The sequence below is a fragment of the Pseudomonas sp. S32 genome (assembly GCF_016648095.1).
Classification (GTDB): domain Bacteria; phylum Pseudomonadota; class Gammaproteobacteria; order Pseudomonadales; family Pseudomonadaceae; genus Aquipseudomonas; species Aquipseudomonas parafulva.
This window is the reverse complement of sequence record NZ_JACVVF010000003.1, coordinates 95,793-108,555: the sequence shown is the minus strand read 5'-3', so window position 1 is coordinate 108,555 and position 12,763 is coordinate 95,793. Positions and strand designations below refer to the sequence as shown.

The window sequence follows — 12,763 nt, the reverse complement described above, 5'->3', positions numbered from 1 at the left end:
CGACGTTGGTACAAGCGAGTGTCCATGCCGCACCTTTCTTCCAAGCCGCTCATTGCCGCTTCACGCGGGCTGTTGTTGGCCTGCATGGTGGCCGCCACCCTGGCAGGCTGTGCCAGCGCCCCCTCTGAAAGCCTCAAGGCCCTGCCGCAGCGTGTGGAAATCAGCAGCGTGCCGTTCTACCGGGGTAACGCCAACCACAGCGGGGCAATGGCCCTGGCCGCCATGCTGTCGCAACAGGGTGCCCCGATCACCCCGGGGCTGCTGGATGCGCCGCTCAACCTGCCCGAGGGCGCCGACGCGCTGGGCACGGGCATACCGCGTGTGGCGCGGGATTACGGCATGGTGGTCTACCCCTTGGACAAACGGCTGGATGCCCTGCTGGCCCAGGTGGCCGCGGGCTACCCGGTGCTGGTGCGTTACCAGGACGGTTCGGCGTGGTGGAGCGAGCCGCGCTACGCAGTGCTGATCGGCTACGACCGCTACAAGCAGCGGGTGCTGCTGCGCTCAGGCATGCAGCGGCGCCAGCTGATGGCGTTCGATGACTTTGCCGCAGCGTGGGCAAAGGAAGGGAGCTGGGCCCTGCTGGTGCAGCCGCCCAGGCAGCTGCCTGCGCAGGTAGACCGCCAGCGCTGGTTGCAGGCAGCGGATGAGCTGGCCAAAGCAGGCCAGGAACTGGCGGCCAGGCAGGCCGTGGATACCTTGAAGTAGGTTGCGCTTGAGGGTCGAAGGGCTGCCAGGCAGCCCTTGAACGCAAAAGGCCGTTAGAAGCCCAGGCGGTCGCGCAGGCTGTAGTACCAGGCGCCCATGGCGCTGAACGGCACTCGCAGCAGCTGGCCACCCGGGAACGGGTAGTGCGGCAGGCCGGCGAAGGCGTCAAAACGCTCAGCCTGGCCGCGCATGGCCTCGGCCAGCACCTTGCCTGCCAGGTGCGTGTAGGTCACGCCGTGGCCCGAGCAACCTTGCGAATAGTAGATGTTGTCGCCGATGCGGCCGACCTGTGGCAAGCGCGACAGGGTCAGCAGGAAGTTGCCGGTCCAGGCGTAGTCGATTTTTACGTTCTTCAGTTGCGGGAACGCCTTGAGCATTTTCGGGCGAATGATCGCTTCGATGTTGGCCGGGTCACGGGCACCGTACACCACGCCGCCGCCGAAAATCAGGCGCTTGTCGCCGGTGAGGCGGTAGTAGTCCAGCAGGTAGTTGCAGTCTTCGACGCAGTAATCCTGCGGCAACAGCGTGCGTGCCAGCTCGTCGCCCAGGGGCTCGGTGGTGATCACCTGGGTGCCGCAGGGCATGGACTTGCTGGCGAGCTCCGGCACCAGGTTGCCCAGGTAGGCGTTGCCGGCCACGATGATGAACTTGGCGCGCACCTTGCCCTGAGGCGTGTGCACCACCGGGTTGGCTCCGCGCTCGATGCGCACGGCCGGGGTTTGCTCGTAGATCATCCCGCCCAGGGACTCAACGGCTGCCGCTTCGCCCAACGCCAGGTTCAGCGGGTGAATGTGGCCGCCGCTCATGTCCAGCATGCCGCCTACATAATTGTCACAGGCAACCACTTCGCGAATGCGCTTCTGGTCCATCAGTTCCAGTTGGGTGTGGCCGTAGCGTTCCCACAGGCGCTTTTGCGATTCCAGGTGGCCCATCTGCTTGCTGGTGAGGGCCGCGAAGACGCCGCCGTCCTTCAGGTCGCACTGGATGTTGTACTTGGCCACGCGCTCGCGGATGATGCGGCCGCCCTCAAAGGCCATCTGGCCCAGCAGCTGGGCTTCGCGGGCGCCCACGGTGCGTTCGATAACGTCGATGTCGCGGCTGTAGCTGTTGACGATCTGGCCGCCGTTGCGGCCCGATGCACCGAAGCCCACCTTGGCGGCTTCGACGATGCTCACCTTGAAGCCGTTTTCCAGCAGGAACAGGGCGCTGGACAGGCCGGTGTAGCCGGCACCGATGATGCATACATCGGTTTCCACCTCACCCTGCAGCGCCGGACGTGGCGGCACCGGGTTGGCCGAGGCGGCGTAGTAGGACTGGGGGTAGGGGGTGTTAGCCATGCTGCGAAACCTCGTGTTTTATATTTTTAACGAATGTACCGATGCTATCAATAATAATAAACACCCGCTAGTCATCCGTTGAAAATCCCAAACCCCGCGGATTACCCGTCACAGGGAATAAAGGGTTTGCAATTCAGTAGGTTAGCGCGAAAAAAAATGTTGACAGGGGTTTTGGAATGCGTAGAATGCGCACCACACGACAGGCACATAGCTCAGTTGGTTAGAGCACCACCTTGACATGGTGGGGGTCGTTGGTTCGAGTCCAATTGTGCCTACCAAATCCGAAAGGGGCGATCAGCAATGATCGCCCTTTTTGCATGTGCGCCTGACGCAGCGTGTAACGTTTGGTCGCGCTTCGGCCCGGTCCCGGGCATGGTAGACTCCGCCCCTTCGAATCTGGAGGTACACGCGTGCGCAAACTGGCTGTGGTAATGGCGGTGCTCGCCCTGGCGGGCTGTGACAACGAGGTCGAGGGCGTGCACAAGCAGGTGGCAGAACACCTGCAAAACCCCAAGACGGCCAAGTTCGGCAACGTGCGCATCGACACCCAGGGCACTATCTGCGGCCAGGTGCGCGGTAAGGACGATGCCGGGCAATACCAGGCCTACCGCAGCTATGTGGCCATCAAGCGTGACGGGCAGTACGACATCATCGTCGATGATACCGGCAGCAACCTGCGCATCCGCGAACTGTGTGGCGGTGCCGACCTGCAGCGCCGCGCCGAGGCGCTGGCCGACCAGCCTGCGCCCGAGGGGTGGGATGTAGAGGTGATTCAGGGGGCCAACATGGGTGCGCTCAGCGACATGACCGCCCGCCTGATCGAGAAGGGCATCCCGTCATCCGTGGAGTACCGCAACGGTAAGCCTGTGGTGCTGATGGGGCCGTTCCCCAGCCGTGAAGAAGCTCAGGCCCGGCGCGATGAGGTCATGGCCAAGCTGGGTACCGACTCCATCGTCATCCAGCACGGCGCCGCCCGTTAAGGGCAGCGCCAGCCACTATCGGCTGGCGCTGTACGGCCCTTCGGTGCAGGCCTTCAGGTCAACCGCCCCGACAAAGTCATTGCCCCGCCCCATCAGGCACGCTACCCGCTGGTTGCGCTGGTATTCCCAGGGTTGCGGCGGGTAGGTCTTGTTCCACGCCTCGAACAGCTGCCTGTCCTGCCGCGACAGGCGCAGGTTGTACTGCTTGCTCATGTAGAAGTAGGTGCGCGCGATCATGCCGCGGATCGACGGCCGTGGCATGACCTTTTTCGCCTTGAAGTCCACCTGGGTCAGGCACCGGCCATATTGCCCGCTTTGCTCGGGCAGCCAGCCGAAGCTGAAGTTGCTGCGGTCGCCGTTCACCTCGCCAATGCTGGGCACCAGGTTGTGCAGGTCGGCTTCAGCCCGCTTGTAGGCGTCATCATGCTGCGAGCAGGCCTTGCGCCCACCCGTTTGCCAGCACTGGCGCTGATGGCCGATCTGCCACGCCGGCACAATGTGTTCCCATTCAATGCGTGATGCGCGCTGGGCATTTTTGCGCGGGGTGTAGCCGCACGAGGCCATGTTTACCTGGTTGCCTTTGTACTTGCACCCGCAGTAGAACTCGGTGGACTGCGGGGCGTACAGCGTCCATGCCACTTTCTTGGCTTCCTGGAAGGTGCGTGGCGCGTCCGCTTGAGCCAGCGGCGCGAGGGCTGCCAGGCAGGTGGCAGCGATAAGCAAGGCTCTCATGCGCGGTCAGTCTTCCTTGGGCACGGTCCAGAAAATCTGCACGCCGCCATCGTCGCGGTAGGCGAGGGTGACGTTGTCGTTCTCGGCAATTTCTGCCAGCAAGGTGTCCCAGTCCTCCGGGGTTTCCTGTTCCAGCCGAAAGATCAACGCGGCCCGGCTGCGTTGAGCCAGGGGGTTGTTGATGATCTTCTGGATACGCATACCCAATTGTTGGTAGCTGGTCGGGGTGGCAGAGGCGGTGCTGGACACAGGCATTTCCTTGTTTTGCTGTATGCACATACAGTATTTGAGTGTAAGGAATTTCGCAACACCTTGAAGGGCGAGTTCCACACGCCGCGGCCACAGTGTTCGCGCTTGCTGCCAGGGTCTGCTGTAATGGCGGCACTCTCTGGAAATGACTCATGTATCGAATGGTTCTACGTTTCAAATCGCCCACACGCCTGGCACTGGTCTTGGTCGGTGGCTTCGGCACCTGTGCCGAAGCGCTGGCCGACGCGCCCGGCGCCATCGTCATCGACCCGATGGTGGTGACCGGGGCCTACACGCCCACCAGCACGTTCGACCTGCCGTTTTCCGTCGACACGGTGGACCTGTCCAACGGCACGGATGGCCAGTTGGGTGTGAACCTGTCAGAGGTGCTGACCAAGGTGCCAGGGCTGGTGGTGCAGAACCGTCAGAACTACGCCCAGGACCTGCAGGTATCCTCCCGTGGTTATGGCGCCCGTTCAGCGTTCGGGGTAAGGGGCATCAAGCTGCTGAGCGATGGCATCCCCGCCAGCACGCCGGACGGCCAGGGCCAGGCGGCCACGTTGAACCTGGACGTGGCCGACCGCATCGAGGTGCTGCGCGGCCCGGCCGCCACGCTGTACGGCAGCAATGCCGGTGGCGTGATTCAGATGTTCAGCCGGGATGGTCAGGGGCCAGCCCGTGTGGGGGCGCAAACGACGGTTGGCAGCGATGGGTTCAGCAAGCATCACCTGTCTGCAGAAGGCGGCAACGCTATCGGCGGCTTTGTGCTGGATGCCTCGCGCATGGACACCGATGGCTACCGCGACCACAGTGCTGTGCGCCGTGACCAGACCTTTGCCAAGGTGCACGTGAAGCCGGACGAAGATTCACGCCTGGCATTCATCTACAGCAGCCTGGAGCAGAACAACACCCAGGACCCGCTGGGCCAGGTGTGGTCGGCCTACAAGCATGACCCCCGTTCCACGGCAGCGGCGGCCGAGACCTACAACACCCGCAAAAGCATCGACCACCAGCAACTGGGCATGAACTACGAGCGCTACTTCGGTGAGGCCACCCTGCAGTTCAACCTGTATGCCGGCCGGCGCAGCGTGGTGCAGTACCTGTCCATCCCAAGGCAGGTGGCGTCCAACAGCCAGCGCGGTGGCGGGGTGGTGGACTTCGACCGCGAGTTCCACGGCGGCACCTTGCGCTGGGTACAGCCGGTGGCAAGCGTGCCGGGCAATTTCACCTTCACCGTGGGCGCAGACTACGACCAGAGCACCGACGACCGCCGTGGCTTCCAGAACTTCCGTGGCAGCCAGCTGGGCGTCAAAGGCGAATTGCGCCGCGACGAAAAGGACACGGCAACCAGCCTGGACCCCTATGCCCAGGCGCACTGGGAAATCGGCAACTGGACCAGCGAGCTGGGCGTGCGCTACAGCACCATGAAGATGCAGGTGGACGACCACTACCTGGCCAACGGCGATGCCAGCGGCAGCAAGCGCTACCAGAAAGCCAACCCGTCGTTGTCGGTAATGTACGCCTTCACGCCCGACCTGCGCGGCTACGTGAGTGTCGGCAAAGGCTTCGAAACCCCCACCCAGGCAGAGATGGCCTACGCGCCAGGCACCCAGGAACGCTTCAATTTCGGCCTGAGCCCGGCTACCAGCACCCAGTACGAAGTAGGCGCCAAGTACCGCATGGGCGAGCGCACCCGCCTGAATGTGGCGGCGTACGAGATACGCACCGACGATGAAATCATCGTCGCCGAAGCCACCGACGGCCGCACCAGCTACCGCAATGCCGGCCGCACCCTGCGCCGTGGCATCGAAGCCAGCCTGCACAGCGACCTGAGTGACCACTGGCAGACCACCTGGGTGTACACGCGCACCGATGCCCGGTATGCCGATGACTTCAGCCAGGGTGGCAAGGTGATCGACAGCGGCAACCGCCTGCCGGGCGTGCCCCGGGACAACCTGTATGCCGAACTGGTGTGGAAGCCCGCACAGTGGGTGAGCATGGGCGTTGAAGGCCAGTACCGTAGCCAGGTGTACGTGGAAGACAGCAATACCGCCAAGGCAGCCCCCGCCTATGCGGTGTTCAACTGGCGCACCCGCTTCGAGCAGCACGCCGGGCCCTGGACATTCCACCAGCTGGTGCGCCTGGACAACCTGTTCGACCGCCAGTACGTGGGCTCCGTGATCGTGGGCGACAGCAACAGCCGCTACTACGAAGCCGCGCCCGGGCGCGCGTGGTATGCCGGCGCCGGGCTGGAGTATCAGTTCAGGTAGCGAGTGGCCTCAGAACGGCACGGCAACTGTCAGCTGGCTGTACACGTTGGTGCCGTTGCCCCCAACCTGGTTGCCACCATTGCTTTCATCCTTGCGCGGCTGGTACAGGCCCACCAGCGGGCTGATGATCAGGTGCTGGTTCACGGCCCATTCCACGTACAGGTCCAGCTCACGGGCGTCGAGGTTCAGGCGGTTGCGCGTGCTGACAGTGTTGAAGTCGAAGTACAGCGCACCGACCGTGACGTTTTCCAGCGGGGTGGCCTTCAGCCCCACGTGGTGGATGCCGGTGTTGCTGTTGAACGGCCCGGCGTAGTTGGCAGCAACCTCACCCTGGAACCAGGTGCCGTAACCGCTCGACAGGCCGCTGAACAGCGAGTCCCAGCCTGCCGAATAGCGTGTGTAGCGGTAGGTGAGCTGCGGCGCCCAAGGCGCGTCGGCAAAGGTGTAGGCGGCCTGCAGGTACCAGGCTTTTTCCGGGCCGTTGTCTTTGTCCTGCCAGGCGTATTCGAAGCCGAAACTGGCGTTTTCGATGCCGGCGCTGCCTTCGCCGCGCACGCTGTAGACGTTCATGCCTTCGCGGGCTTTTTGGAACTCGCTGGCCCACTGGTCGGCCACATCGATGCCGTGAATCCAGGTGAGCCCCACGGTGCCCAGTTCGTTGGTGTAGTCCAGGGTGCCGGCGCCCAGTTCGGTTTCGGCCTGGGCACGGTTATCGGACTTCAGCCACACCACGCTGCCATGCAGGCCGTCCTTGCCGCCCAGGCGCAGCACGGCGGTGCGGTCAAAGGCGTGGCGTGCGGCCAGGTAAAAGGCGCCGCCACGGTTCAGGGCGCCATCGGCTGGGCCCTTGCCCAGGTTGGGGCCGTCGTCGTTGATCAGAAAACCGCTGCCCAGGCGCACCACCTGGCGGCCGGCGGAAACGTCCACGCCGTCCTTGCCCAGCACCGGGAACAGGTCGCCGGAGCGCCAGCCCAGGTAGGCTTCTTCGGTTTTGGTGGTGCGTTCGGTGCCTAGGGTGTTGCCGGCCGCATCACCGTCGCCCCAGGTACCCGAGCTTACCCAGTTCAACGCGCCGTACAAGGTGCCATTGCCTGCCAGGCCCTGGTCGCCGCTGATGCCGTACTTGATGAAACCTTCGCGCCAGGTAGAGCCGCCGGTGGTGCCGTCATAGTTCTTGCGGCTGTTGAACATGCCCCACACGGCCAGCATGTCGGCGTTGAGGTGGGTGTCGTCATCGGCGTACAGCTCGTAGGCGGCGGCCGCCTGGCTGGCCAGCAAACCTGCCAGGGCCAGGCTGCACAGCGATTGCGGTTTGACCATTTGCACATCCCTCTTGTTTTTGGCTGCCTGTACGGCGCGCTTGTTATACGGGAACCGCTCGCATCTGGCGAGCGGCCATCGCAGTTGGCAGCGATGGCGTATTAGGGCGTGTTTGGGGGAGGGGTGTCTTGTGTGAGGCTGCCAGGGTGTTTGTATACGCTGGCCATAGGCGGGGAAGTTGGGGCCGCCTTGCGGCCCCCGGGCATTAGTACTCCCAGAAGATGCGCTGCAATTCCTTGCTGTCCTGGGTCTTGGTCATGGCCACCATCGCCAGAATGCGCGCCTTTTGCGGGTTCAGGTCATGCGCCACCACCCAGTCGTTCTTGTCATCCGGCTGCTCGGCATTGCGCAGCACGAAACCACCCTGGTTGACGTGGGACGAACGAATGATCTGCACGCCGTTCTTGCGCAGCTCCTGCAGCGCCGGCACCACCCGCGACGACACCGAACCGTTGCCAGTACCTGCATGGATCAGCGCCTTGGCACCGTTTTGCGCCAGCGCCTTGTACGCCGTGTCGGTCACGTTACCGTAGCCATAGGCGATGTCCACCTGGGGCAGGCTGCTGATCTGCTTGATGTCGAACTCCGAATCCAGCGTGTGGCGCTTGGCCGGCAGGCGGAACCAATAGGACTTGCCTTCCACCACCATGCCCATCGGGCCCCAGGCGCTCTTGAAGGCTTCGGTCTTGATGTTCACTGCCTTGCTCACGTCCCGGCCCGACTGGATCTCGTCGTTGAGGGTAACCAGTACGCCCTTGCCGCGGGACTGCTTGTCACTGGCCACGGCCACGGCGTTGTACAGGTTGAGCATGCCGTCAGCCGACATGGCGGTACCGGGGCGCATCGAGCCCACCACCACGATGGGTTTGTCGGTTTTTTCCACCAGGTTCAGGAAGTAGGCGGTTTCTTCCAGAGTGTCGGTGCCGTGGGTGATGACGATGCCATCCACGTCCTTGCTGTCGGCCAGTTCCGCCACGCGCTTGCCCAGTTTCAGCAGGTCTTCGTTGGAAATGCTTTCCGAGGCAATCTGCATCACCTGTTCTCCGCGCACGTTGGCGACATCAGCCAGTTCCGGTACGCCGGCGATCAGTTTGTCGATGCCCAGCTTGGCGGCCTGGTAGGTGGCGCTGTTGGCAGCGCTGGCGCCGGCCCCGGCAATGGTGCCGCCGGTGGCGAGGATGACCACGTTGGCCAGTTTCTGTTGGGCTTCGGCTTCCTTGGCTGAAGCGGTGGCGGGCAGGATCAGCAGCAGGGCGAGTGCGCTGGGGGCGAAGGTTTTCAATGCGGCATTCATCGTTCTTGTTCTCTCTTCCTATTGAGATGGTCGTTATGAGTCGCGCAGAGCTTCAGGCATGTTTCGTACCAGCCGTGTCTGCGCTGCGTGCGCAGGGCCTGCCCGGGTCGCGATTGGCGCGCTGTACGCGTAATCCCACCCCGTTGCCAGCCCTGTGATGTACGAGTATTCCATTCGCAATCCCGAACACGCGTAGGAAAAGGTGTTCGGCTTTTCGGAAAAAGTCTGGATAATCGGCCATGCAGGGTTACCACCAAACGCAATTGACAAAACTAGGTCTTGTTCTCATAGTTAGCCAACGCAAACGTTTGCTTTCCGATAAAAAACACAAGATTCGGAGTCATCGTCCATGAAACTGCCATTCCCCGGCCGCTTGCTGGCCATTGCCGCTGTAACCTCCCTGTCCATGGCCCTGCCGTTGTCTGCCGCCCACGCAGAAGACAAGCCCAAGGTCGCCCTGGTGATGAAGTCCCTGGCCAACGAGTTCTTCCGCACCATGGAAGACGGCGCCAAGGACTACCAGAAAGCCCACGCTGGCGAATTCGACCTGGTTGCCAACGGCATCAAGAACGAAACCGACACCGGCGAACAGATCCGCATCGTTGAACAAATGGTCAACGCCGGCGCCAAGGCGCTGGTAATTGCCCCTGCCGATTCCAAGGCACTGGTGTCGGCGGTGAAAAAAGCCATGGACCAGGGCGTAGTGGTGATCAACATCGACAACCGCCTGGACCCTGAGCTGCTCAAGAGCAAAGGCATCAGCGTGCCGTTCGTAGGCCCCGACAACCGCAAGGGCGCCCGCATGGTGGGCGACTATCTGGCCAAACAGCTCAATGCCGGCGACCAGGTGGGCATCATCGAAGGCGTGTCTACCACCACCAACGCCCAGCAGCGTACTGCCGGCTTCAAGGATGCGATGGACGCCGCACAGATGAAGATCGTGTCGGTGCAAAGCGGCAACTGGGAAATCGACAAGGGCAATGCGGTCGCGGCCTCCATGCTCAACGAATACCCCGACCTGAAGGCCTTGCTGGCCGGCAACGACAGCATGGCCCTGGGCGCCGTGTCTGCCGTGCGCGCTGCCGGCAAGGCTGGCCAAGTGAAAGTGGTGGGCTATGACAACATCAACGCCATCAAGCCCATGATCGCCGATGGCCGCGTACTGGCCACCCTGGACCAGGCGGCCAGCCAGCAGGCGGTGTTCGGTATTCAGGCGGCGCTGAAAATGGTCAAGGGCGAGAAGCCCGATGTGGATGCCGACAACGTCATCCAGACCCCGGTCGAACTGATCACCAAACAGCCCTGATGCTGCCAGGAGAGACGGCCATGTCTGCATCGGCCCAACACGTGGTGCTGACCGCCAGCGGCCTTGGCAAAACCTACGCCCAGCCGGTGCTGGGCGAGGTCAGCCTGACCCTGCGCGCTGGCGAGGTGCTGGCCCTGACGGGTGAGAACGGCGCCGGCAAAAGCACCTTGTCCAAGCTCATCAGTGGCCTGGAAACCCCCACCACCGGGCACATGCAGTACCGTGGCCAGCCCTATGCGCCGGCCAGCCGCAGCGACGCCGAGCGCCTGGGCGTGCGCATGGTGATGCAGGAGCTGAACCTGCTGCCCACCCTGACCGTGGCCGAAAACCTGTTTCTGGACAACCTGCCCAGCCGCTTTGGCTGGGTCAACCACAAACGCCTGCGCCAACTGGCCAGCGCCGCCATGGCACAGGTGGGCCTGGATGCCATCGACCCAGACACGCCGGTCGGCGAGTTGGGCATTGGCCACCAGCAGATGGTCGAGATCGCCCGCAACCTGATCGGCGACTGCCACGTGCTGATTCTGGACGAGCCCACCGCCATGCTAACGGCGCGCGAGGTGGAGCTGCTGTTCACCCAGATCGAGCGCCTGCGCCAGCGTGGTGTGGCCATCGTCTACATCTCCCACCGGCTCGAAGAACTGCAACAGGTGGCCCAGCGCATCGTGGTGCTGCGCGACGGCAAGCTGGTGTGCGATGAGCCCATTCAGCGCTATACCAGCGACCAGTTGGTCAACCTGATGGTGGGGCGTGAGCTGGGCGAGCACATCGACCTGGGCCAGCGGCAGCTGGGGGCGCCGCTGCTGCAGGTGAACAACCTGAGCCGTGGCGACAAGGTGCGCGATGTGTCGTTCGAGGTGCGGGCAGGGGAGATATTTGGTATCTCCGGCCTGATCGGCGCCGGGCGTACCGAACTGCTGCGCCTGATCTACGGCGCAGACGCGGCCGACAGTGGCAGCGTTGCCCTGGGCCAGCCGCCGCAGCGGGTGAGCATCGATTCACCCAAGGCTGCAGTCAAGGCCGGCATCGCCTTGATCACCGAAGACCGCAAGGGCGAGGGCCTGCTGCTGACCCAGTCGATCAGCGCGAACATTGCCCTGGGCAACCTGGGCGCGGTTTCCACCGCCGGCGTGCTGAACGCGGATGCCGAGCGCGCCTTGGCCGAGCGGCAGATCCAGGCCATGCGCATTCGCAGTGCCGGCCCGCATCAGGTGGTGGGCGAGTTGTCGGGCGGTAACCAGCAGAAGGTGGTGATAGGCCGCTGGCTGGAGCGCGACTGCCAGGTGCTGCTGTTCGACGAGCCCACCCGCGGCATCGATGTGGGGGCCAAGTTCGACATCTATGGCCTGCTGGCAGCGCTGGCCCGCCAGGGCAAGGCGCTGGTAGTGGTGTCCAGCGACCTGCGCGAGCTGATGCTGATTTGTGACCGCATCGCCGTGTTATCGGCCGGGCGCCTCATAGACACCTTCGAGCGCGAGCGCTGGAGCCAGGACCAACTGCTGGCCGCGGCCTTTGCCGGTTATCAGAAACGTGACGCAATGCTGCACAGCGCAGCTCCCAGGATGGATGCATGAAAACCACCCCGCTCGACAACCAAGGCGCTGCCCCGGCGCGCCGCAGCGGTACCTACCTGGGCCTGGGTACCTACCTGGGCCTCGCCGGCGCCTTGCTGGCGATGATCGTGCTGTTCTCGTTCCTGAGCAGCCATTTCTGGTCGTATAACACCTTCAGCACCCTGGCCAACCAGATCCCCGACCTGATGGTGCTGGCGGTGGGCATGACCTTCGTGCTGATCATCGGCGGTATCGACCTGTCGGTGGGCTCGGTGCTGGCCCTGGCGGCGTCCACGGTCAGCGTGGCCATTCTGGGGTGGGGCTGGGGCATGGTGCCCGCCGCGCTGCTGGGCATGGCGGTGGCTGCCCTGGCCGGCAGCGTGACCGGTGCCGTGACCGTGGCGTGGCGCATTCCCTCGTTCATCGTTTCGCTGGGCGTGCTGGAGATGGCCCGTGGGCTGGCCTACCAGCTCACCGATTCGCGCACCGCGTACATCGGCGATACCTACGCCTGGTTTTCCAACCCTGTGGCCTTTGGCATCTCGCCTTCCTTCATCATCGCCTTGCTGGTGATCGTGCTGGCCCAGCTGGTACTGACCCGTACGGTGTTCGGCCGCTACCTGATCGGCATCGGTACCAACGAAGAAGCCGTGCGCCTGGCCGGTATCGACCCGCGCCCTTATAAAGTGCTGGTGTTCGCCCTGATGGGCCTGCTGGCCGGCCTGGCGGCGCTGTTCCAGGTGTCGCGCCTGGAGGCGGCCGACCCCAACGCCGGCTCCGGCCTGGAGCTGCAGGTGATCGCCGCCGTGGTGATCGGCGGTACCAGCCTGATGGGCGGGCGCGGCTCGGTCATCAGTACGTTCTTCGGGGTGCTGATCATTTCGGTGCTGGCCGCAGGCCTGGCACAAATTGGCGCCAGTGAGCCGACCAAACGCATCATCACCGGGGCGGTCATCGTCATCGCCGTGGTGCTCGACACTTACCGCAGCCGGCGTGCAGCCCGGCGGACCTGAC

At 63.7% G+C, this 12,763-nt stretch carries 11 protein-coding genes and 1 tRNA gene; 7 read left to right on the top strand and 5 right to left on the bottom strand.

The genetic code is table 11. The features are described from left to right. Positions 1 to 24 precede the first annotated feature (24 nt). Complete coding sequence (locus IAE38_RS02540) at positions 25 to 708, top strand: peptidase C39 family protein (RefSeq protein ID WP_201215645.1); 684 nt, start codon at positions 25 to 27, stop codon at positions 706 to 708. Positions 709 to 761: 53 nt separating this feature from the next. Here the strand turns inward: IAE38_RS02540 and IAE38_RS02535 are convergent, their stop codons facing one another. Beyond that, positions 762 to 2,045, bottom strand: coding sequence for an NAD(P)/FAD-dependent oxidoreductase (locus IAE38_RS02535; protein WP_201215643.1), 1,284 nt, complete (start codon positions 2,043 to 2,045; stop codon positions 762 to 764). A gap of 201 nt (positions 2,046 to 2,246) precedes the next feature. Here IAE38_RS02535 and IAE38_RS02530 point away from each other — a divergent pair. Together IAE38_RS02530 and IAE38_RS02525 are read left to right on the top strand one after the other, a co-directional pair. Beyond that, positions 2,247 to 2,323, top strand: a tRNA-Val gene (locus tag IAE38_RS02530). Positions 2,324 to 2,455: 132 nt separating this feature from the next. Then, positions 2,456 to 3,025, top strand: coding sequence for an SPOR domain-containing protein (locus IAE38_RS02525; protein ID WP_028633377.1), 570 nt, complete (start codon positions 2,456 to 2,458; stop codon positions 3,023 to 3,025). A gap of 15 nt (positions 3,026 to 3,040) precedes the next feature. Here the strand turns inward: IAE38_RS02525 and IAE38_RS02520 are convergent, their stop codons facing one another. Both IAE38_RS02520 and IAE38_RS02515 read right to left on the bottom strand, forming a co-directional pair. Next, complete coding sequence (locus IAE38_RS02520; protein WP_201211446.1) at positions 3,041 to 3,757, bottom strand: endonuclease; 717 nt, start codon at positions 3,755 to 3,757, stop codon at positions 3,041 to 3,043. A 6-nt stretch (positions 3,758 to 3,763) separates the two neighbouring features. Further along, a complete protein-coding gene (locus IAE38_RS02515; protein WP_201162320.1) occupies positions 3,764 to 4,006 on the bottom strand; it encodes a DUF1654 domain-containing protein in 243 nt (80 codons plus the stop codon). A 161-nt stretch (positions 4,007 to 4,167) separates the two neighbouring features. Between IAE38_RS02515 and IAE38_RS02510 the strand changes: the two genes are divergently transcribed. After that, a complete protein-coding gene (locus tag IAE38_RS02510) occupies positions 4,168 to 6,276 on the top strand; it encodes a TonB-dependent receptor (RefSeq protein ID WP_201215789.1) in 2,109 nt (702 codons plus the stop codon). 9 nt (positions 6,277 to 6,285) lie between these two features. On the opposite strand, the gene IAE38_RS02505 is transcribed toward IAE38_RS02510, so the two are convergent. Both IAE38_RS02505 and IAE38_RS02500 read right to left on the bottom strand, forming a co-directional pair. Next, the gene (locus IAE38_RS02505; RefSeq protein WP_201215642.1) at positions 6,286 to 7,596 is read right to left on the bottom strand and encodes a hypothetical protein; all 1,311 of its coding nucleotides are present in this window, start codon (positions 7,594 to 7,596) and stop codon (positions 6,286 to 6,288) included. A gap of 205 nt (positions 7,597 to 7,801) precedes the next feature. Further along, entirely contained in the window at positions 7,802 to 8,890 is a 1,089-nt protein-coding gene (locus IAE38_RS02500) for an asparaginase (RefSeq protein ID WP_201162316.1), read from the bottom strand. Between the two features lie 349 nt (positions 8,891 to 9,239). Between IAE38_RS02500 and IAE38_RS02495 the strand changes: the two genes are divergently transcribed. From IAE38_RS02495 to IAE38_RS02485, 3 genes are read left to right on the top strand one after another with little or no spacing between them, the layout of a single operon-like run. Beyond that, entirely contained in the window at positions 9,240 to 10,196 is a 957-nt protein-coding gene (locus IAE38_RS02495) for a sugar ABC transporter substrate-binding protein (protein ID WP_201215641.1), read from the top strand. Between the two features lie 20 nt (positions 10,197 to 10,216). Next, on the top strand, positions 10,217 to 11,770 hold the full coding sequence (locus IAE38_RS02490; RefSeq protein ID WP_201215640.1) for a sugar ABC transporter ATP-binding protein: 1,554 nt from the start codon (positions 10,217 to 10,219) through the stop codon (positions 11,768 to 11,770). Next, a complete protein-coding gene (locus IAE38_RS02485) occupies positions 11,767 to 12,762 on the top strand; it encodes an ABC transporter permease (protein WP_060483210.1) in 996 nt (331 codons plus the stop codon). The genes IAE38_RS02490 and IAE38_RS02485 overlap by 4 nt, the downstream gene beginning before the upstream one ends. Position 12,763 lies beyond the last annotated feature (1 nt).